Source organism: Planktothrix pseudagardhii, assembly GCF_904830925.1.
GTDB lineage: Bacteria > Cyanobacteriota > Cyanobacteriia > Cyanobacteriales > Microcoleaceae > Planktothrix > Planktothrix tepida.
In genome coordinates, this window is sequence record NZ_LR882967.1 from 3,581,662 (window position 1) to 3,603,426 (window position 21,765).

Genomic DNA, 21,765 nt, shown 5'->3' on the forward strand with positions numbered 1-21,765 from the left:
AAGATTAAGGATAATCCTATGGAACTACACTCCTAAACTAAATATTAATTCCGAGAGAAACTGGGTTTTTTCATCAATTTTATCTTGTTCAAAGCCCCGTTTCTACAGAATCCTTAATCATGAATACTACCATCTGGCATAATCACCCCATTGAGATTAGCATCCGTTAAAATGGTGCGAGTTAAATCAGCACCTCGCAAATCAGCATTGCATAGATTAGCCCCACTTAAATCCGCATAACTTAAATCAGCCCCTTTTAAATTGACTTCGCTGAGGTTGGTATGATAACTTTGTTCAGAGCTTAAAAGCCCTAAACCCGAAACCCCAAAAATAGAGTGACAGAGCTTGGCTTTTTCCAAGTTAGCTTGATGTAAAATCGCCCCACTAAAATTGGCATAACTTAAATCGGCTTCCGCTAAAATCGCATAACTTAAATCCGTTTGTTGATTATGATTGGGGCGAAAATTAGCTTCAAAAAGAATTGCTTGGAAAAGATTGACATTTCTTAAATCACATCCCGATAAACACGCTTTCATGAGTTGGGCTTGTTTTAAGGATGCCTTAAAAAGTTTCGCCCCAGTTAAATCGGCTTCTCGTAACTGAGCTTGATATAAATTGGCTTCAGTTAAATCAGCCCCCCAGAGAATAGTTTCACTTAAGTTAGCCTGGACAAGATTGGCTTTAGACAGGTTAGCTTTTCCTAATCTCGCTTCTCGTAAATCCGAATAACTTAAGTTAGCTCTGGTGAGGTTTAAGTTCACTAAATTGGCTTCTTGTAAATCAACAGAAGATAAGTCAATCTCAGGAAAATTACGTTCCGCCGCTGCATATCTTCGGAGAAATTCATCGACATTCATAATAATATCAAGTACCATGAGGGATAAAAGAACAACTAAACAGCAGTTTTCAAAGCCCGTAGTTGTTCTAACTGTTGATTTTGCTGATGCATTTGAGCCACTAAAGATTCACAGACTAAATCGCACACTTCAAATAAAAAGGGATTGGTAATTTCATAATAAACGCTCACGCCTTGTTGAGTCCGGGTAACAATTCCAGCTTGAGCTAAAACTTTTAAATGTTTAGAAACATTCGCCTGTCCTAATCCCGTTGCTTCAATAATTTGGGTCACATTTTTAGCCCCGGATTTTAAACAACAAACAATTTGTAAACGACTGACTTCCGATAACACTTTAAAAAAGTCTGCCATCAACGCTAAGGCGGCGGGAGATAATTGTAAATAGTCGCAGCTTGAAGTCGGTTGCATGGATTTTAAAGTGGAATTTGTCATTGTGGGAACTCAATGGCGGTATTAATATTATTTGTTTACTATATTACCACATTATCCAATAAATGGAAAACAAAAATCTCCTTTCAATCTCAGGGATGAGATAGAGATTTTAAGTACATATTCCTACGCAATTTTAATCCAGAGTTTCGTTGCGTTTTCTTTCGCTGAGTTGGAGTAAAATATCGGCGTGAACTTCTTTTGTAATCGGATATAAAAAAGTAAAAATCATCCCAATAATTAAGATAATTGTCGGTAACGGGCCAATAGCAAAGCGAATGGCTAACAGAGCAGAGTCTGGTTGAATGGGGGGAATTTGACCCGGAATACTGGAAATAAATCCGGCAAAATCTAAGGCTTGTCCGACTAAAAATAACCCAATGGCTAATCCAATTTTTTGCAATAACACCATAAACGAATAAAAAACCCCTTCTCGTCTTTGTCCGGTATTTAATTCATCTAAATCAATCACATCAGGAATCATTGACCAAGGAACTAAATAGGCTGTTGCCACACCACATCCGGCTAAAATTGCTAGAATATACATTAACGTAGTTTGTCCCGGTTGCAGGAAAAATAAACCTGCTTGAGTAACAATCCATAATCCCATCCCCATAAAATAAACGGCTTTTTTTCCATAGCGTTGACTCACTAAATTCCAAACAAATAACATTACTAAAGCCGTTCCTTGAACAGCAATGGCAACCTGGGGAAAAGTGGTTTCAGGAAGTTTCATCCAATTGACGACAAAATAAGGCAAAATAGAAGCCGTCAATTGAACGCCTAACCAGGAACAGAGATAAATCCCAATCACTAATAAAAAAGGTCGATTACTGAGAGCAACTTTAATTTGTTCAGCAATAGGAAGACTTTCGGAATTATCCTCAATCGTTTCTCCAACTTGTCGAGAGAAAACTTGTTTACGGGTTCCTAAAAAACACCAAAAAAGTGGGAGAACAGATAAAAAACCACAAACCGCTCCTAAAATTAAATAGCGTTGATAAGGGGCATTGGGAAAAAAGCCAAAAATAATTTGTGCTAAAATTAAAGAAAAAATACTACCCCCAATCGAAAACGCGAAGCGAAAACTATTTAAACTGGTTCGTTCGTTATAGTCCTTGGTTAATTCAGGGGTTAAAGCGGTATAAGGTAAATTAACAGCAGTATAAGCCGTATTAAATAAAATCCCAATAATCACATAATACCAAAACAAAACCGAGTTATTATTACTAGGAACGATCCACTGTAAAAAAAATAAAATTCCAAAGGGAATTGCACCAAAAACCATCCAAGGATAACGTCTTCCCCAAGGATGAACCGTGCGATCGCTTAAAACCCCTACAATGGGATCATTAATAGCATCCCAAATTTTTCCTACCATTAACACACTTCCAGCTAATCCCGCAGGTAAACCCGCAACATTAGTCAGAAAAACCAAAACAAAAAATACAGAAATATTTGCCGTAATTGCAGGGCCTAAATCTCCCGCACCAAAGGCTAATTTTGTAGATAAACTGAGCTTTTCTGGAGGAGAAACCGTTGCAGAAGGCGTTGAGTTCATAAGAATTAATATCAGAGAACATTACCACCCTAAAATCAAGAACGGATGGCTGACAACAGGATAGCCTAAAACGATATGCTAATTAAATAGTAATAATGATTTGGGAGTGATCCAATTATGGCTCCTTTAGGCGATCGCTTTAATCGCATGATAGGAAAAACCCGGTTTGTGGTCAGTCGTTTGTTTCTGCATTTAGGCGGTGATGAGGTGGCGCCACTATTAGGGGTACTCAACCAAGCCGCCAGAAACGTCATTGACGCAGACGGAGACTTGGAGGTGACCGGAGAAGCATTAGTGCAAGTTTGCCAAAGTCTCCTTCAATATGATACCTATTGGCAGTCAGGATCGAATGAAGGGGATGTAGTTTGGAACGAAGGAGAAGCCGCAGATTACTTTAACGAACTGTTCACCGACTCTGGCCAACGGTATTTGAGCGAACCTGACTTATCTCAACCGATGTATGAAAATCAACCTCTGTCCTTACCCATCACCCACAATTTAGTGGTAATGATTACAATAGTTAGTGAAGGAGAAGTTCCCGATTTAGAAACAGATTTAGCGAGTATGGAGGCGATGAATCGAGGGTTAAAAGCATTAATTAATCTTCACTATCAAGGCAGACTCAGAGGAATTCAAATTCATTTTTCTCCGGCTCGTTTAGGAGATGAGTTAACCAATGATCAATTATTGCAGAATTTCCCGGAACTGATTCCGCTTTAAGGAATAGCATCGGTTTTCTTTCTTTCAACAAATTTATCTAACTCGACCGATTTTTGGTTTAATGTTGGAGCAAGTCAATGTTCACAAAAGTTAATTGGTTTATGTGGAAAAAGCTTTTAATTCTGTTCATTTCACTCACCTTTTGTTGGACAACAGTTGCCTGTGGGTCTTCAACAACTTCATCTAGGGTTCAACAATCAACTCCGGTTGTATCGGCTCCAACCAATCAAGTTAAAGAGGGTAAATATCCCGTTCAACAAGCTCAATATAATGATGTGGATGGAACCTATACCCTGATGTTATTGAATACTCCTGCGGGTAAATCTGCCACCTATCAAACCTCCAATTTACAGATGGCACAGTTAACGGATGAACAAATCAAAGCCGGAGAAAAAAGCAACTTAGATATTAATAACGGTCAACCCGTTTTTTATTTAACGCCCGATTTTCGGATTGAATACGTTCATAACGTCACTGAAACCCAGCCTGACCCCGCCACAGGTCAACCCCAAACCATTGTTGTCCGCCAAGAATCGAGTTTCTGGACACCTTTTGCCGCCTCTTTTGCTGGAAGTGCCATCGCCAATACATTATTTGCCCCCCGTTATTATGTCCCTCCGGTGTATGTATCGGGAGGCCCTTTAATCGGATATGGAGGGTATGGTTCTAGCTATAACCAAGCGGTGAACGACTATCGGACTCGTTATAATAGTCCCCCAGCGGCGGTGAAAAATCGTACAACCTTACGCACCACCGGAAATATCCGCAACTCCAGTCCGAATTCCTCCGTAAATCGTCGGACTTCCCCCAATTCCAGCCGTTCAACGGGTTCGGGTGTTGGCGCAACAGATTTACGTCAGTCCCCCAATAAAGGCTCAACCCAACAACGCAAACCTAGTTTTGGCAGTGGTTCCCGCAGTCGTTCTTCCTCTGGGGCTAGAAGACGTCGTTAAAATCGTTGTGAGGCGTTCACGCCTCCTTCTTTTTTTCTCAAAGCAACCCTCATGATCAAAGCTTTTGTAACCGGTGGGACGGGATTTATTGGAGCGAATTTAGTTCGACTATTATTAAACAATAACTATGCGGTTCGAGCGTTAGTTCGTCCTAATAGTAATTTAGAAAACTTAAAGAATTTAGATGTTGAAATTGTTGAAGGAAATTTAACAAATTCTAATTTATCTCAATCTTTAAAAGGCTGTCAAGTTTTATTCCATTGTGCTGCCCATTATTCTTTATGGCAGAAGGATAAATCCTTATTAGAACGCTATAATATTTTCGGAACTCGTAATATTTTAGCCGCCGCCAGACAAGTGGGAATTGAACGCACGATTTATACCAGTTCCGTTGCTGCTATTGGGGTAAAACCCGGCGTTGTGGTGGATGAAACCTATCAAAGTCCCGTTGAGAATTTAGTCGGATATTATAAAAAATCTAAATATTGGGCAGAACAAGAAGCCCATCATGCGGTAAAATTAGGTCAAGATATTGTGATTGTTAATCCCAGTACCCCTATTGGGCCTTGGGATATTAAACCTACACCCACAGGGGAGTTAATATTACGCTTCCTGAACCGAAAAATGCCCGCCTATGTGAATACCGGATTAAATTTTATTGATGTCCGAGATGTCGCCCAAGGTCATTTTCTCGCTTTAGAAAAAGGAAAAACGGGAGAACGTTATATTTTAGGTCATCAAAATTTAACCTTAAAAGAATTTTTAGACTTATTATCAGAAATTACAGGTTTACCCGCCCCTCAAAAAACTATCCCGATTTGGCTTCCCTTAAGCGTTGCCTGGGTCGATGAAATGATTTTATCACGGCTAGGGAAAACCCCTTCTATCCCCTTAGATGGCGTGAGAATGTCCCGACAATCGATGTATTATAATGCCTCAAAAGCGGTTCAAGAATTGGGTTTACCTCAATCTTCGATTAAAACTGCCTTGAAAGATGCCGTTAATTGGTTTATGTTATCACAATAAGTTTCAGGTGAGAGGAGAAAAATGGCTATTCAAATTGAACAAGCGATCGCCGTTGGTAAATATTTATTCATGCAACGGTTAATGGGGCGGAAAAAATTTCCCCTGGTGTTAATGTTAGAACCGTTATTTCGGTGTAATTTAGCTTGTTCTGGGTGCGGAAAGATTCAACATCCGAAAGAAATTCTCAAGCAAAATTTAACGCCGGAAGATTGTTTTAAAGCCGTTGAAGAATGTGGTGCTCCTGTGGTCTCTATCCCTGGGGGTGAACCTTTATTACATCCGCAAATTGATGAAATTGTAGCTGGGTTAGTCGCCCGCAAAAAATTTATTTATTTGTGTACCAATGGAATTTTATTGGAAAAAAGTTTAGATAAATTTAAACCCTCTCCCTATTTAACCTTTAGTGTGCATTTAGATGGATTAAAAGAACATCATGATCAATGTGTAGACCGAGAAGGCGTGTTTGATATTGCAGTTCAAGCGATTAAAACCGCAAAATCAAAAGGATTTAGAGTCACAACCAATACAACGGTATTTGAAGGAACTAACCCCCAGGAAATGCAGAAATTCTTTGATTTTCTGGAAACTTTGGGTGTGGATGGAATGATGATTTCTCCCGGTTATAGTTATGAATGGGCACCGGATCAAGACCATTTCCTCAAACGAGAACAAACCAAAGCCTTATTTCGTGAAATTTTATCTCCCTATAAATTAGGGAAAAAGAAATGGAATTTTAATCATAATCCCTTATTCCTCGATTTTCTGATCGGAGAAGAAGATTATGATTGTACCCCTTGGGGAAGCCCAAGTTACAGTGTTTTAGGATGGCAAAAACCCTGTTATTTATTAAATGAAGGGTATTATTCCAGTTATCAAGAATTATTGGAAAAAACCGACTGGACAAAATACGGAAAATCGAGTGGAAATCCCAAATGTGCAGATTGTATGGTTCACTGTGGTTATGAACCAACCGCAGCAATAGAAGCGATGAAACTGGAAAATATGGGGCGTTCTATTGGGGCTTTATTTTAATAAATTTAGCCACAATTTTATCAGTAGCCTGTTTTTTTAGGCAATTGATAATGGTAAAAGGGGGGATTGAAACGCAAACAGTTGGATTGCCAGGGGGGGTTTGATGCTTTCAGTATGGACTTTTAAGCCCAAATCTCCCTCTAAAGACGAATTTGTATTAAAATTGTTTGAGACGGTAATATTAGCTTCTGTAAGTTCCGATAGTATCGTAATCAAAACATTAGAAGACTTGGCAATATTAGATCCATACAATAAAATCTCAGACCGGGGAGTTAGACCTTGTTTCCATTCTCGAATAATTGAGGCATCATTATAGATGTTATCTTGGGTGAGGGTTGTTTTCCCTAATCCCATTTCTCCCGCTTTACCGTGAGAAAAAATATGGACTGCGCGATATTGCTTTGTTTTCAGGATATCAGCGATTTGTTGCAATTCTGTGCCATTTGCCTCAAGAATAATCGCTTCAACCCCCGGCATTAAACCATTGAGGAGGATAGGTAAATTGGGAACATCGGCAGCAAAAAAAGCAATCTCTGAGGATGTTGTTTCAGCAGATCCGACCGGGAAAAAGGCTAAACGGGAGTTAAGGTTAGAGTCTGGTAATCTGAACATAGCAGCAACATTAGGGTGTCAATTAATGCAAATCCTTAGTGTTTAGATTATTTCATCTAATTGCCTGATGCAAGCACTTTTACCTAATCTTTACACAAGGCTAATCTGGCTTCATATAACACCCTCTTTTTTGAAAAATCCTGCTTTTCAGGTATCTGTAGACCCCCTTGGATTCAGGACTGATTATGGTAAATTAGTGATTAAAAGAGGAGATAAAAAATAGAAAATTAGAAATAGAAAATAAAAAACACCCTAAAAAATTATAGAATAAAACGATTGAATTCTGATCAAGAACAAAAAATGATAACAGAATTAATTAAATTATTTCAATTTGAATTTATGCGAAATGCCTTAATAGCCGGACTCTTAGTGAGTATCGCTTGTGGCATGATGGGAACATTTATTGTTGTCAATCGAATTGTATTTATCAGTGGCGGAATTGCTCACGCAGCATACGGGGGTATTGGCATGGGTTATTTTTTTCAATTTAATCCTGTTTTTGGAGCGATCGCATTTTCTGTTTTTTCTGCATTAGGAATGGGGTTAGTCTATCGAAAAACTCAACAAAGAGCCGATACCATTATTGGGGTGATGTGGGCGATTGGAATGGCAATTGGCATTATTTTAATTGATTTAACGCCCGGTTATAAAGTTGATTTGATGAGTTATTTATTTGGCAGTATTCTTACTGTTCCTCAATCCGATTTAATTCTAATGCTGGGATTAGATATTCTAATTGGAGTTATGGTCATCCTCTTTTATAAAGAGTTAGTTGCCATTTCCTTTGACCCTGTTTTTGCCGAAACTCGAAATGTACCCGTTGATCAACTGTATTTAATGTTAATTGTTGCCATTGCCTTAACCGTTGTCATGGTGATGAAAGTGGTCGGTTTAATTTTGGTGATTGCCCTGTTAACTATTCCGGCTGCGATTTCAGGACAATTTGTGAAGGATTTAAAACAAATGATGGTATTATCCAGTAGTTTAGGAATGATTTTCACCACCCTCGGTTTAGGAATTTCTTACTTTTTTAACTTAACATCGGGTGCAACCATTATTTTAGTCGCAGGTTTCGCTTATTTACTGACTTTAAGCTTCAAAACTTTCATTAAACAAGTTGTTGAGGTTTGACACTTTGCCAAAAAAAATTTTGGGGTTTGTTCAGTTTTCCTGATTTATGCTACAGTTCTTTGTTGAAGCTTTAACAGCTTTCTCAATTAACGTGTCAATTCTCCATGAAAACCCAGATTGCACTCAGTCTAACCTCCCTAATATTAGGTTTTTCCTACCCGGTTACAGCCCAAACTCTAAACTCCTGTCCAACAAACTCCCCAACTTCTATTGTTCAATGTCGAAATTCCAACCCCACAGAAACCGTTGCTATTTTAGAAGATGGTCGGTCATATCAATATGAAGCCGGACAAGGGATTTATCGAGTTCGCTACAATTATACGGGGGAAAATTGGACTCATGCCGATGTTGCTCCGATTCGGATTAATACCAATAAACCCATTGCTATTTTACCGATGCAATATACCCGGAATGGACTACAATCTGGGGCAAGTGTGAATGGTGTTTCTGTCGGTCGAGTGTGGAATTCTATCACCGTTGAAGAAATGAAACGACGCTTAGAAGCGTTAGAGTTTTATGTATTAACTCCGACCATTTCTATGTATGGAGAAACGATTGATGGATTTCAAGCTTTAGAACATTTTATTGCGGGAGTTCATAAGGGAAATTCTTCTGTACAAACGGTGGTTTTAAGTGCCGATGCTAATATTCCTAATGCAGCTAACCCTCATCCAGGAGCGCAAATGTTAGTAACGGGACTTCATCCCCGTGATTTGTGGTGGGAATATCGCATTCAAAACCGTTTAGCACCCTTTTATCAACAACAACGTTTAGTCAATATTGGGCCAAGAGTGCGGGGAGGTCAAAATAACCGTGAGGGTCATTCCTTAGCATGGCATCCCATGATTGAACGAGCCGCCGAATATAATCCTAAAATTGCCATTATTGAAGTCGCTCAAGCCGCAGAAATTATTCAACGAGCCGGGTCTATTGAAGCGGGACGACAATGGGCCGCACCTGTATTTGATGCCGTCGCCCTGGGAATGGCAGAACAAGTCTGCGCCACTGGGGGACAAGGGATAGTGGGGTGTGGGGAGTAGGGGACAGGGGGACAGGGGGATGGGGGGACAAGGGGAGATGGGAAGATGGGAAGATGGGAAGATGGGGAGATGAGGGGAAGAATAGTGCTACATGAGCAGTCAACAGCTAACAGTCAACCGTTTTAATCAATCTAAAATTTTATAAAACTAACAGTAAAAAAGTCAATCATTAAATGTTGAGAAAATCTAAAATTTTGATTTGACATCAGCCAGAAAAGTTATTTGTTTCTCAGGTAAAAAATTAAAGTGTGAACCTCAAAAATATAGATTAGAATGATTGACACACTGATTCTACTTTAATTCCATAAAACCTATGAAACTCAAAATTCTAACAACGGTTGCTTTAGTTGCGACAGTAGGTTTCGCTACTCCAACAATACTTTTCCCTAGTCCCAGTTTTGCCCAAGTTTATACAGGATTTCGAGTTAAAACGGATCAAAAGTTTACCGTTCGACTCATCAATGAAGCGGGAAAACCAATTCAGTATGGTTTAAGCCAAAATTCCTCGAAAGTTTTAGCCAGTGGACAATCAACGGCTATGCCATTCTCACAGGTAAAAACGGGGGGAGTCAACATTTTAATTTATACCCAGGATGGGACTCCTCTGGGCTTTAAAGGCAGTTATGATGCCGAAAAAAATGAACTCACCGTCAATATTTACTCTGGCGGTGCAGGCCATAAAAGTATTAGTATTGGCACTAATGGAATCGTTGAGGCGATTTAAGTTCTCTTGATTAGCTCACAGTAGAGACGTTATTGTGAACGCCTCTACTGAATTTTTAAGAAAAATCAACCGGGATTTCGCCTACATTCTAATTTTGGCAATACTCTTCATACACTCCATCTAAGAGCAAGTTAAACGCATCAACAGCAGTTTGTGCCGCGTCTAATGCTGCTTGTTGTTGTTCTGCGGTTTGACACAGTTGTAACAAGGCTTTGCGAGTCATTTGGCTGTGGATTTCATCTGCTTTTTCATGAACTTTAAAGAAGGATAAAGCCGATTCTTCATTAATCCCATAAAATTCCTCTAGTCCCGCAATTTTAGTAGTCGAAACTTGAGGGAATTGAGATTCGTAAGCGTACAAAGCAGCTAACCCTTTTTCGGGTTCTTCACTGCGAGATAATTCTTTAAGAATCTGAACAGATTCTTGGGTTTTACTTAAAGTTTTCCGGTTGAGAACTTCACTGCGTTCAACTCCTAATCCTTCTGCAAACCGTAACCACAATTCCGGGTGATGGGCAGAACCCCGTTCTTCTTCAATTAAATTTTCTAACAACATTTTGCGAATGTTGATATCATCACAAGCTGCATGAGTTGCACTAACATAGGTGGGGAAGTTATGAACGTGCAGATAATATTCTTGGGCATACTCTTGTAGCATCGTTAATGTCAATTTCCCTTCATTCCACATTTGATAAAAGGGATGCTTGAGTAAGTGATGGGTTTCAATAATTTCGTTGAGTTTAGCCAGAAATGCTGTTTCTGTTAAAGGCTTATCCTGGGTTAACATTCGCGTTCATAAAAATAGAGGTTCATCAGGATTTTATCTTAAAATAAATATTTGTCAAGTCTAATCCCCGAAAAGAGACTGATTAGGTATTAATAATTAGAGAGGCAATAGGTAATAGGCAATAGGCAATAGGCAATAATAAATAGTAATTTTATGGGTGTTAATAAAAAATAGGTAATAACCAGTATTTACCTCTCCCATCCAATACTGTATTAACAATTTAACTACCATTAAACATTCCCCCATCTCCCCTTCCCCTCATCCCCTCATCCCCTCATCCCCTCATCCCCTCATCCCCTCATCCCCTCATCCCCTCATCCCCTCATCCCCTCATCCCCTCATCCCCTCATCCCCTCATCCCCTCATCCCCTTGTCCCCTTGTCCCCCTATTCCCTGTTCCCTCTTATTCTAAGTTTAAAAGCGATCGCAAAGCTTCTTTCATTTCCTCAATAGTTGTTGTTGCCGTACCAAATTGACGCACGACTAAACTAGCGGCTAAATTTCCTAAAACCGAAGCTTCCCACAAGGACGAACCTGTACATAAACCTAACGTTAATGCAGCAACAACCGTATCCCCTGCACCCGTCACATCAAAAACATCGGTGCGATTAAAGGCTGGAATCTGCAAAAGTTGCCCTTTTTCAAATAAACTCATGCCTTCTTCCCCCCGCGTAATTAACATCGCCTGGGCTTGAGTTAACGTTAATAAATCTTGTCCTGCTTGTTGTAACGTTTGTGAATTTATAATAGAATATCCGACGGCTTTTTCCGCTTCAGGAAGATTAGGAGTAAATAACGTTGCCCCGGCAAACCGATGTAAATCTTTTTGAGTATCTACAATAGTGAGAGGAGCTTTTAATGCCGCTTCAATGATCGTTTGGGTTAAAACTCCATCCCCATAATCTGAACAAACCACCGCATCAACGGTATCAATATTTTCCCGAATATATTCTGCTAATTTTAACTGTAATTCTAAATCGGGTAACTCATCAGATTTACGATCTACCCTAACAATTTGTTGCGTAACGGATTGACGGGCATGACCGGAAATGCGAGTTTTTGTTACCGTTGGACGGTCAGGATCAATTAAAATTCCCCTAATATCAATTCCTGCCTGCTCAAAAATTCGACACAAAGCGATGCCTTGATCATCTTTTCCCACAAACCCGGCAACTTTTACCGATGCTCCTAATTTTGCCAAATTGTAAACAGCATTTGCCCCTCCCCCAGGAATTTGGCGAGTATTTTCATGACGCAAAATTAACACCGGAGCTTCCCGCGATAACCGTTCTACCTGACCTGTGAGAAATTCATCTAACGTTAAATCCCCCACCACCAGAACCTTCACCTGAGAAAATCGATCCATTCGTTCACATAACGAATCCATCGAGGCATTTAACTCTGCTAAAAATGAAGCATCCAATATCATGTTCGTTATCCGTTATCTGTTATCCGTTGTCCGTTGTCCGTTGTCTATTGTCTATTAACAAGCCAACAGTCAACAGTCAACAGTCAACAGCCTATTTCAGTTTCTTCTGAATAAAGGTTTTGATTTGTAACACTTGTTTTTTCAGAGCCTCTATTTCTGCCTTCATCTTCGCCATTTCCGCCTTCATCGCTGCCATGTCTGCTGCGTCTCCACTTGCAGCAGAAGCAGGTGTAGGAACAGAGTCAGGAACGGGAGAAGTCTCAGGCCCAGACTTAGGTAACGGTTGACGGGGTAAATTCGCTTTCTGAAACGCGGATTTAATGGCATCAAGCAGTTGTTTCTTTTCAAACGGCTTTTCAATAAACTCAAAATATTGAAACGGTTCTGAAATTTTTTCAGTTACTTCTTCCTTCCGCCCTGACATCAGCACAAGCGGAATTCGCCGTAAGGTTTCATCGGCTTGAATCTGCCTAAAAACATCCCAGCCACTTAACTTAGGCAGGAGGAAATCCAACATAATCAGATTAGGATGTTCTCTCTGAACAAATTCGAGACCTTCTTTGCCATCTTTGGCTTCTAATACCTCAAAGTTACCAGGGGGTAACATTTCTCGAACTCGCACCCGAATGACTTTGCTATCGTCAATTACCAGTATTTTCCGGCCTGCCACGACTGACTCCCATAATGATGCTTAAGGTTTTCTCCGCACTTCAAGACGGAGATTCTAAAATATTGCTGTTCAGGGTTTCTCTTTCCCAGACAAACCTTACAATCAACTAGGCTCTCACGAGCACTACTTAAACCGTTTCATTGTTCTACAGAACATCAGAACAAGCCTAACTTAGTTGATATTCCCAAGGCTATATCTCCAGAGACTTACTCGAATATTGAACCAGGGCGTTATCTTACACCCAAGTTACGTTTTGAGTTGCCTTAATTGGAAAAGCTTTAACTTTTCAGGTTTAGCTACTTCTTTAGTTTTTTGGCTTTTGTCCCTTGGGAATCGCTGCCCATTTTTTTCAACCCACCCTCAGCGTCTTTAATGTACGCTTCTTTTTTATACTGTTAGCATAGAGTCTAACTCCAAAAATGTTAGGTAGGGTGCTGTTGTTGAGACTTTTCAATTTTATCATAAATCCTCAAAAAGCCGTCCTAGAAGCACCGGGCTTTCAAGCCCATTTCTGGGTAAAATAACCTGGCTTTGGTCTGGTTTGACCCCAGTAGTCTGAAGAGATTCGGCCTAAAGCCTGACTCTTGCCGGGAAACTTTTGAGTTAAATGTTTTATCCTCATCTGTAAAAGTATGTCCCCATCTCCCCATTCCTCTGCTGAACAATCTTATCGTAATCGGTCTCAAAATTTTGTTGAACCGCTCCCTTATTGGTTACGCCGTCCCCTGGGTAAAGCGAGTGAACTCTCTGCGGTACAACGAATTATCAAACAGCGTCAAATTCACACCATTTGTGAAGAAGGTCGTTGTCCAAATCGAGGGGAATGTTATGCTCAGAAAACCGCAACATTTTTGTTAATGGGGCCAACTTGTACCCGTTCCTGCGCTTTTTGTCAGGTGGATAAGGGTCATGCACCCATGTCCCTTGATCCAGAAGAACCCCAAAAGGTAGCGGAAGCGGTACAAATTTTAGGGTTACGGTATGTGGTTTTAACCTCTGTGGCGCGAGATGATTTAGCCGATGCGGGGTCAGGCTGGTTTGTCGCGACCATGGATGCCATCCGACATCTCACCCCAGAGACTCAGATTGAAGTTCTAACGGCTGACTTTTGGGGCGGGCAAGGTGGGGGGAATCCCCAAGCCCTTCAATATCAACGCATTGCCACTGTAGTTAAAGCTCAACCTGCCTGTTATAACCATAATGTCGAAACTGTCCAACGGTTACAAGCACCCGTCAGACGGGGCGCAAAATATGAGCGATCGCTTGATGTATTAAGAATTGTGAAACAGCTTGATCCTCGAATTCCTACAAAATCCGGTTTAATGTTAGGGCACGGGGAAACGGAAGCAGAAATTATTGAAACTTTAACAGATTTACGCGGGGCGGGATGCGATCGCATTACCCTCGGTCAATATATGCGTCCGTCTTTAGAGCATCTCCCCGTCCAAAAATATTGGACACCGGAAGAATTTGAGCATTTAGGAGCGATCGCAACGGAGATGGGTTTTGCTCAAGTTCGTTCTGGGCCGTTAGTTCGTAGTTCTTATCATGCAGGGGAGTAGGGGAAGGGGACGGGGAGATGAGGGGACGGGGGGACGGGGAGATGAGGGGACAAGGGGACAAGGGGACAAGGGGACAAGGGGACAAGGGGACGGGGGGATGAGGGGACAAGGGGACGGGGGGATGAGGGGACAAGGGGACGGGGGGATGAGGGGAAAGGGAGATGGGGGGATGATTAATGGTTCACCTCTGTCTCCAGACTCCTGTTATAACTTTTAATAGAAGCGGGGATCATGTAAAACGAAATAAGTTAGTGAATAGATCACAATCGGGACTGAGGTTTGAGTATTAATTCCTGCTTTTCGACGCCCGATCTTTGATTCGTTGAAACCGTCTGCTTCTGTGATTTAATAAAATCAACGTATTTTAGGAACCAAACCTATGACTAGCAAAACTCAAAAATCCGGTGGCCCTTATACCTTTCGTGTGTTTTGGGCACTGCTTCTGTTAGGGATTAACTTTTTAGTTGCCGCTTACTATTTCGGCATCATTGTATAGTTTTAACATCATCCACTTTTAAAGATTGTGCTGCTCTTGATCAATCTTCTAAGATGAGGAGAATAAATTTTAACTTCTCAGATCATCGAGCAGCACTATGATTTCAGGATATTTGACATTCCGCTACAGTCACATCTCCTCGACCCGTTTAACCGTTAATTATTGGGTGTCTATTCGCGCTTTTAAATCCGCGATTTGTTTTTGAAGTTGTTGCACATCTTGTTTTGTTTCTATGACTAAGGTGGCTAACCGATCAAACATCGGATCACCCGAAAGGAAACGATTTTCCGGTTGAGGCGGAGGACTGGTTGCATCTGGTTCAACCTGAATTACTGTTGTTCCTGAGCTTTGATATCGCAAACTATTAATCTGTCCTGCCAGTTGAGACACTTGTGCTTCTAATCGACTCATGCGATATTCAAGCTGAGTGGCTGAACCTTGTGCTAAGGTCAAACTATTCCAACCCAGCGTAACCCCTAAAATGATTGTAATAGCCAGAATAAGATTCTGGAACCCAAAACGCTTTTTTACCATATTTTAACCCCTTATCCTTTTTGTTTAGGATTACTGAACTAATGACTCAAAAAAATATTGCTATTTTAATGTTTAATGACGTTGAAATTCTGGATTTTGCTGGCCCCTATGAGGTATTTTCTATTGCCTCAGAAATTAACGAAGATAAACCCTTTAATGTTTATCTAGTGGCAGAAACCTTAAATTCTCTTCAATCCCATAATGGCTTAAGTATTAATCCTGATTTCACCTTATTAGATAGTCCCGTCCCTGATGTAATTTTTATACCGGGTGGAATTGGCACAAAGGCTGCGATGAATCAACTTCAAATTTTAGCTTGGATTCAATCTAAAGGACATTATGCTGATTTAATTGTATCGGTCTGTACGGGGGCTTTACTGTTAGCTAAAGTTGGTTTATTAGATGGGTTAGTTGCGACTACTCATCATCTAGCCTTAGAGCAATTAAGAGCGCTTGCTCCCCAGACTACTATTGTAGACAATCAACGATATGTTGATAATGGCAAAATTATCACAGCGGCCGGAATTTCGGCGGGAATTGATGTGTCTCTTTATGTTATTGCTAAACTTTTAGGGGATGACAAAGCTTTAAAAACGGCTCAATACATGGAATATGATTGGAAACCCAAAGCTAAAATCACCCCAACGCCTAAAATATCAAATTCTTTGGGGCTCTAATTCTGTTTGAGCTTGCATAAGTTGAATCACTTCAGAGATAGGTAAACTTGAGGGGTGAGATCACCTTGCCCCTCTGTCCTAAATCACTCGTTGGAGTTGTTGGTGGCTTGGGATTTATAAGCCGAATTCAACAAGACACCGACTTCCTCTGTTCCTAATCCATGAGTAAAGCATCAAAGTATTGGACACTGGTTAAACTCGAAAGTTCTGGCCGACAAAAACGGTCGGAAATAGCAGCAGCCAAAGCCTTTTTTGAGAGGGCTTTTCCAGAATTCCTCGCAGAGGCGGATGTTCCCGATGTACCCATTCAGAAGCAATTAGTACAATGGCTTCGTGATGGCAATTCTCAAGGGAATAATATCAATAGCCAAAATGCAGAATGTTGTCTTTTATGCTTTATTTCTTGGGAAATTGAACAGGTTTGTCTTCAGTTAGCTCAACAATTTGGAACCTATCATGGTTTTAGAAGCCAAGACTTATTCCCCTTTGTTTTGGATGAAGAAGGAATTAATCGTCAGCGCCATTTAGGACAAACAAAAACTTCTTATCAATCCTTTGCACGGGAAATTTTACAAACCTTTGATCCCCAGCAAAGTAGTTTAGCAACTTGGACAAACCGACGAGTTAAATTTAATAGTGAAATCAATAAGTTTTTACTAGAGCATGGGGTGTATCTCGTGAGTGATTGGGCAATTTTAAATGATACCCATCCTCAACAACTGGAAAAAATTTTAACCCAGTTTTATCAATTAACGTCCCTGGAAGTTGAACAACGATTACAGCTTTTAGCTTGCTACCATAGCGTTTACCGTAGCCAACGTTTACAACAACGTCAAGCCGGAGCTAGAAAACGCTGTCAACCGCCAACGGCTCAACAATATCAACAAATTGCTCAACGGTTAGAAACCTTAATTCAACAGAGGATTTCTCCTAAAGCCGTCGCCCTGAAATTACAAAATCTAGCGACTCTATTACGCCAATATCGCACCTATATTCGAGGAGGAAAGTTACCCAACCAATCCTTAATTTTTGTTGATGATTCTGATTCCATCATTGAACAAATTCCTAGCCCTGAACCCCTAGAAAACGATGAGGAACAAATCAAAAAACAGGAGTTTTTAAACTGGTATGAAAAACAGTTTTTGATGTGTTTACATAGCAGTATTGCTCAAGTTTTAGAAACCTGGTTAACAACTTGCCAAAAGCGAGACGGAGAAAAAGCGGAACAATTTTTAACCGCCCTTTATCTGTTTCATTGTCAGGGTCAATCTATGAGCGAAATTGCAGCTACATTAGGATTAAAAGCTCAGTATCAAGTAACTCGTTTATTAAAGCTTAAAGCCTTTCGCGCTGATGTCAGACATCACTTATTATTTCAGTTACGCGATCGCATTTTAGAGTATGCCAAACCTGAGCATCTTTCCCAAGAGTTAGAACAGTGGGAAAAACAAATTGAATTAGCCTTAGATGGAGAATTGGAAACCTTGTTTAAACAAGCTGAATCTGATTCCTATATTGCTCAAAATCGTCCCCTAAATAGTCCCTTTTTTAAAGGCGTTTGCTACTATTTAGATTTAAGAGAAAAAAGTCCAGAATTGATTCATTCCATGATTTCTTTATTATCTAAAAATTCCCGACGGAGCTATTAATAATGTTTACTTCTTTCTTAGATGAATCAGAGGTTTTGTTTGAGTTTGAACCGCTTAATCCTGAAGCTTTACCTTTATCTTCTGAACAAATTAATCAATCCTTAGATTATTGTCGTTCTATTCTCGATGATCGAAAACAATGGCAAACCTATCTCAATTCTCTAGCTTTCTTTGGGTTTCAAAATTGGTTAGAACAGCGTTCATCAGAACTTGTCTTCAATTTAGATCATCCTTCTTTAGAAAAACCTGAATTAGCTTATTTTATTGAAGCCGTTTGTAACTTAGCCGTCAATCAATTTAAAATCTGCTTAGTCGCCTTGGGAAATTCTAGGACGGATACTATTATTTTACCTAGGGCTATATTTGAATTACCGGAATATAGGGCTCATTATTATATTTTAATTGAGGTTCAAGAAGAATTAGAAACAACTTCAATTTATGGGTTTATTTCCTATTCAGATTTTCAAGCCCATAAAACACAGATTGATTTAGAACCCAAAGCAGATTGGACATATTCTGTCCCCTTATCTTGGTTTAACACAGAACCCGATCAATTTTTATTATTTGTACGCTGTTTAGAAGTTTCTGCAATTCCTTTACCGGAAATTCAGAATCCTGCAATACTATTATCTCAAATTCGAGAAGAATTAATTAGCAAACTTTCTCAACTGCAATCCTCAGAACCTGGTAGTTTTCATGAATTGTGGCAAATTTTAACTTGGGAACAGGGAAAGATTATTTTCAGTTATCCTGAATTACTGCGATGGATTTATGAAGTACAAAACCAAGCCATTTTATCGGCACAACCGATTTCTCAATTCCATAAAAATCCTATTGCTTATTTAACAGATTTATTCAATTTATTAACACAACCGACGCTAAATTTAGCGGGATGGTTTAACCAGGAATTAGACATAATATCAACAGCTTTATCCTGGGTTTTTATTCCAGATTTTTCTCCAGAAACCGCCTTGCGTGACGGAACTGAAATTTCCAGTTTAGTCAAACAACTCCAAGAAAATGGGGTCGAAATTTCTCCCCAAGCCAAAGGTGCTTATCGAGATTTAGGTTTAGGAGGACGTTCTCTGCGGTTATATGCTTTAACTTGGCCGTTAGAATGGGAAATTGAACCCGAATGGACGCTATTATTAATATTAGGTTTAACTACAGGAACGGATTTACCAGTGGGTGTGAAATTACGAGTCAGTGACGCCACCGGAATTTTAGTTGAACAAGATTCAAATCGCGAAGATCAGTGTTCTTATTTATTTACTCGTGTGGTCGGAACCTGTCAAGAAAAATTTGTGGTGACGGTGAGTTTAAGGGAAGATATAACAGAAACATTACCGCCTTTTGAATTTAGTTTCAATTAAGATTCAAAACCTAAATATGAATGCCATTGTTTCCCCTTTTTATCTCAAAGTTCAACGAGTTGAGCAGGTTTGCTTATTTCAATTATCTTGGGGGGAAGGGCAAAATTTGGGAGTCACGCTTCCCTATCCTGAACGATTAACTCAACTGTATCAAGAGTGGCAATATATTTATTTGAGTTTTTATCAGAAAGCACTGCGAGGTCGAGTGGAAGCGACCGGAAAACTTACCCAAAGCCAAACAGATTGGCACGCTAAATTAGTTCAAGCAGAAGCAAAATTATTATATGAATTTCATCGCTGGTTAAGACATGAAGAATTATATGAAATTCGAGCAACTCTGGCTAAAGCGACATCAAAGCAGAATTTAGAAACTTTACCGCGTGGCGTTGGATTAGATATTGATGTGTTTCTCACCACTGACCCGATAGATGTGGCTCGACTTCCTTGGGAAGCGTGGGAAATTGGTACAGAATTTGCGGCGACTGGAAAAATTAGAATTGTTCGTCAACCGATTAATATTCGTCAGGTTACAACGACTCCCGAACATCGACCAACCCGCAATAAAGTTAGGGTATTAGTAATTTTAGGAGATGAAACGGGGTTAAATTTTCAAGCTGATCAAGAAGCGGTGCGAGCGCTCGCTCCAATTGCAGAAATTCAGTTTGTCGGTTGGCAACCTCAACAAACTGTAATGGAAGTTAAACTTGCAGTGGTTAAAGCCATTCAAGATCAAAAAGGTTGGGATATTTTACTATTTGCTGGTCATAGTAATGAAACGGAATTAACCGGAGGAGAATTAGGGATTGCGCCCTCAGTTTCGTTGTCCTTATCCGAACTGATTCAACCCTTAACTGTTGCAAAACAACGAGGCTTACAATTTGCCTTATTTAATTCTTGTAATGGTTTAAGTTTAGCGAATACCTTGATTGATTTAGGATTAAATCAAGTGGCGATTATGCGAGAACCTATCCATAATCAAGTGGCTCAAGAATTTTTATTACGGTTTATTCGGAGCTTAACGGAATATTATGATGTCCATGATGCCTTATTATCCGCTTGTCAATTCCTCAAATTAGAAAAACATTTAACTTATCCCAGTGCCTATTTAATTCCTTCCTTATTCCGCCATCCCAAAGCTCCTCCGTTTAAATTACAAGCCTTCAGTTGGAAACAACGATTAAAACGATGGTTCCCCACAAAAAAAGAACTCCTTGCCCTAACAACCTTATGCGTTATCGCTTGGCAAACGCCTATTCAAAATTTTTTATTAGAACGACGAATTTTGATTCAAGCAATTTATCGAAATTTAACTCATCAAATTCCAACTCAATCCTCTCCCCCAATTCTACTAATTTTAATTGATGAAAAATCTATTCTAAAAGCTAAAATTTCTAATCCAAGACCGATGGATCGAAGTTATTTAGCTGAGATTATTAATCATTTAATTAAACTCAATATGCAAGTAATTGGCATTGATTATTTATTAGATCGTCATCAACCTCAAAACGATCCCATCTTATCCCAATCTTTACAAAATGCAGTTCAAAATCATCAAACTTGGTTAATATTTGGAACGAGTAAAAATCCCACCGGAGGATGGTTTGAAACCTTACCCGAATTAGCGAGTCCTAATTGGAGCTTACAAGGCGATTTAAGAATATTAGGTTATCCTCCCCTCTATACCACCTTACTGCCTCTTCCTGACTCTCGACAACAACCTTTACCCTTCGCTTATTTATTGGCTTTAGCGTATCAATTAAACTTTCAAGAACGAGAATCTACCCCTGCCCCTCAACTGGACTCATCCGTTGATTGGCTATCCCATTTAAAAGCCTATTTAATTGATAATACCGGAACAGATTATCAAAGGTTATTTTCATCAAAAGCACGTTTACAACCGATCACAAATTGGGCATATTTATTAAAGCAATGGTGGTTTCATCCCCTGATTGATTTTTCAATTCCCCCAAAACAAGTTTATCAAAGTCTTCCCGCTTGGCAATTATTTGAGTCTCCAGAGTCTACCTTGAAACTTTCTACTCCCTTTGTCGTTCTAATTGCACCAGGGGGATATGGTGAAGCCGGAATTGCAACAGAAGGTCAAGATAATTTTCCTTTACCTATGGCATTAAATTATTGGTATTCTCAGGAAACACCACGCAATTATCGCCAAGTCTTACCGGGAGGTGAAGTTCATGCTTACATGACTCATCACTTTATTCAGCAACGATTTGTGATTCCCATTCCTGACCTTTTGCTGATTTTAATTGCCGCTTTATTCGGAAAAGGAGCGACCTTATCCTTAGCAACAGTTCGTCCTCAAAAAATAAAGTATATCCTGGTGTTTGTGGGATTAACAGGAATATATGGATTAGTGAGTGTACAGGTTTATATTACAGGCGAACTTTTGCTTCCTTGGGTGTTACCAGCCTTGATGTTTTGGATGTATATTTTTCTGACATTTGTGGAAAGGAAATTTTATGGCTAAGTTCAACTTTGTGCGT

21 protein-coding genes are annotated in these 21,765 nt (G+C 39.8%); 13 read left to right on the forward strand and 8 right to left on the reverse strand.

The genetic code is table 11. The features are described from left to right. Window positions 1–113 precede the first annotated feature (113 nt). The 3 genes from hetL to NMK36_RS15120 all read right to left on the reverse strand — a co-directional run bounded on the left by hetL (window position 114) and on the right by NMK36_RS15120 (window position 2,846). Window positions 114–875: a heterocyst differentiation pentapeptide repeat protein HetL gene (gene hetL / locus NMK36_RS15110; RefSeq protein ID WP_245824247.1), complete on the reverse strand. Its 762-nt coding sequence runs from the start codon at window positions 873–875 to the stop codon at window positions 114–116. A 17-nt stretch (window positions 876–892) separates the two neighbouring features. Continuing rightward, the gene (locus tag NMK36_RS15115) at window positions 893–1,288 is read right to left on the reverse strand and encodes an ArsR/SmtB family transcription factor (RefSeq protein WP_186440363.1); all 396 of its coding nucleotides are present in this window, start codon (window positions 1,286–1,288) and stop codon (window positions 893–895) included. A 133-nt stretch (window positions 1,289–1,421) separates the two neighbouring features. Next, complete coding sequence (locus tag NMK36_RS15120; protein ID WP_072719397.1) at window positions 1,422–2,846, reverse strand: MFS transporter; 1,425 nt, start codon at window positions 2,844–2,846, stop codon at window positions 1,422–1,424. A gap of 117 nt (window positions 2,847–2,963) precedes the next feature. Here NMK36_RS15120 and NMK36_RS15125 point away from each other — a divergent pair, with 117 nt between their 5' ends. The 4 genes from NMK36_RS15125 (at window position 2,964) to hpnH (ending at window position 6,577) form a co-directional block, all read left to right on the forward strand. Beyond that, entirely contained in the window at window positions 2,964–3,566 is a 603-nt protein-coding gene (locus NMK36_RS15125) for a DUF1517 domain-containing protein (RefSeq protein ID WP_254174089.1), read from the forward strand. Between the two features lie 77 nt (window positions 3,567–3,643). After that, window positions 3,644–4,519: a hypothetical protein gene (locus tag NMK36_RS15130; RefSeq protein WP_245824246.1), complete on the forward strand. Its 876-nt coding sequence runs from the start codon at window positions 3,644–3,646 to the stop codon at window positions 4,517–4,519. A gap of 51 nt (window positions 4,520–4,570) precedes the next feature. Then, entirely contained in the window at window positions 4,571–5,545 is a 975-nt protein-coding gene (gene hpnA / locus NMK36_RS15135; RefSeq protein WP_186440362.1) for a hopanoid-associated sugar epimerase, read from the forward strand. Window positions 5,546–5,566: 21 nt separating this feature from the next. Continuing rightward, entirely contained in the window at window positions 5,567–6,577 is a 1,011-nt protein-coding gene (gene hpnH, locus NMK36_RS15140; RefSeq protein WP_072719395.1) for an adenosyl-hopene transferase HpnH, read from the forward strand. Window positions 6,578–6,613: 36 nt separating this feature from the next. Here hpnH and NMK36_RS15145 read toward each other — a convergent pair whose 3' ends face one another. Next, window positions 6,614–7,189, reverse strand: a complete 576-nt coding sequence (locus tag NMK36_RS15145; protein WP_072719394.1) for a DUF4347 domain-containing protein — start codon at window positions 7,187–7,189, stop codon at window positions 6,614–6,616. Window positions 7,190–7,489: 300 nt separating this feature from the next. Between NMK36_RS15145 and NMK36_RS15150 the strand changes: the two genes are divergently transcribed. The 3 genes from NMK36_RS15150 to NMK36_RS15160 all read left to right on the forward strand — a co-directional run bounded on the left by NMK36_RS15150 (window position 7,490) and on the right by NMK36_RS15160 (window position 10,084). Then, entirely contained in the window at window positions 7,490–8,320 is an 831-nt protein-coding gene (locus NMK36_RS15150; protein ID WP_072719473.1) for a metal ABC transporter permease, read from the forward strand. 104 nt (window positions 8,321–8,424) lie between these two features. Then, window positions 8,425–9,360, forward strand: coding sequence for a hypothetical protein (locus NMK36_RS15155; protein WP_072719393.1), 936 nt, complete (start codon window positions 8,425–8,427; stop codon window positions 9,358–9,360). A gap of 313 nt (window positions 9,361–9,673) precedes the next feature. Further along, the gene (locus NMK36_RS15160; protein ID WP_072722824.1) at window positions 9,674–10,084 is read left to right on the forward strand and encodes a hypothetical protein; all 411 of its coding nucleotides are present in this window, start codon (window positions 9,674–9,676) and stop codon (window positions 10,082–10,084) included. A gap of 88 nt (window positions 10,085–10,172) precedes the next feature. Here the strand turns inward: NMK36_RS15160 and NMK36_RS15165 are convergent, their stop codons facing one another. The 3 genes from NMK36_RS15165 to NMK36_RS15175 all read right to left on the reverse strand — a co-directional run bounded on the left by NMK36_RS15165 (window position 10,173) and on the right by NMK36_RS15175 (window position 12,970). Further along, a complete protein-coding gene (locus NMK36_RS15165) occupies window positions 10,173–10,871 on the reverse strand; it encodes a CADD family putative folate metabolism protein (protein WP_072722825.1) in 699 nt (232 codons plus the stop codon). 403 nt (window positions 10,872–11,274) lie between these two features. Next, window positions 11,275–12,300, reverse strand: a complete 1,026-nt coding sequence (locus tag NMK36_RS15170; RefSeq protein ID WP_072719392.1) for a bifunctional heptose 7-phosphate kinase/heptose 1-phosphate adenyltransferase — start codon at window positions 12,298–12,300, stop codon at window positions 11,275–11,277. A gap of 91 nt (window positions 12,301–12,391) precedes the next feature. Continuing rightward, window positions 12,392–12,970: a response regulator gene (locus NMK36_RS15175; protein ID WP_072719391.1), complete on the reverse strand. Its 579-nt coding sequence runs from the start codon at window positions 12,968–12,970 to the stop codon at window positions 12,392–12,394. Between the two features lie 632 nt (window positions 12,971–13,602). On the opposite strand from NMK36_RS15175, the gene lipA reads away from it, so the two are divergent. Both lipA and psaX read left to right on the forward strand, forming a co-directional pair. Continuing rightward, window positions 13,603–14,532, forward strand: a complete 930-nt coding sequence (lipA, locus tag NMK36_RS15180; protein ID WP_254174090.1) for a lipoyl synthase — start codon at window positions 13,603–13,605, stop codon at window positions 14,530–14,532. Between the two features lie 379 nt (window positions 14,533–14,911). Continuing rightward, on the forward strand, window positions 14,912–15,028 hold the full coding sequence (gene psaX, locus NMK36_RS15185; protein WP_072719390.1) for a photosystem I protein PsaX: 117 nt from the start codon (window positions 14,912–14,914) through the stop codon (window positions 15,026–15,028). A 159-nt stretch (window positions 15,029–15,187) separates the two neighbouring features. Here psaX and NMK36_RS15190 read toward each other — a convergent pair whose 3' ends face one another. Further along, window positions 15,188–15,562 carry a hypothetical protein gene (locus NMK36_RS15190; RefSeq protein ID WP_072719389.1) on the reverse strand — a complete coding sequence of 125 codons (375 nt, stop codon included), beginning with the start codon at window positions 15,560–15,562 and terminating at the stop codon, window positions 15,188–15,190. A 41-nt stretch (window positions 15,563–15,603) separates the two neighbouring features. On the opposite strand from NMK36_RS15190, the gene NMK36_RS15195 reads away from it, so the two are divergent. The 4 genes from NMK36_RS15195 to NMK36_RS15210 all read left to right on the forward strand — a co-directional run bounded on the left by NMK36_RS15195 (window position 15,604) and on the right by NMK36_RS15210 (window position 21,749). Further along, the gene (locus NMK36_RS15195) at window positions 15,604–16,239 is read left to right on the forward strand and encodes a DJ-1/PfpI family protein (protein ID WP_072719388.1); all 636 of its coding nucleotides are present in this window, start codon (window positions 15,604–15,606) and stop codon (window positions 16,237–16,239) included. Window positions 16,240–16,400: 161 nt separating this feature from the next. Beyond that, window positions 16,401–17,888: a hypothetical protein gene (locus NMK36_RS15200; protein WP_072719387.1), complete on the forward strand. Its 1,488-nt coding sequence runs from the start codon at window positions 16,401–16,403 to the stop codon at window positions 17,886–17,888. Window positions 17,889–17,890: 2 nt separating this feature from the next. After that, on the forward strand, window positions 17,891–19,261 hold the full coding sequence (locus tag NMK36_RS15205; protein ID WP_072719386.1) for a DUF1822 family protein: 1,371 nt from the start codon (window positions 17,891–17,893) through the stop codon (window positions 19,259–19,261). Between the two features lie 16 nt (window positions 19,262–19,277). Further along, window positions 19,278–21,749 carry a CHASE2 domain-containing protein gene (locus NMK36_RS15210; protein ID WP_254174091.1) on the forward strand — a complete coding sequence of 824 codons (2,472 nt, stop codon included), beginning with the start codon at window positions 19,278–19,280 and terminating at the stop codon, window positions 21,747–21,749. The last annotated feature ends 16 nt before the right edge of the window (window positions 21,750–21,765 follow it).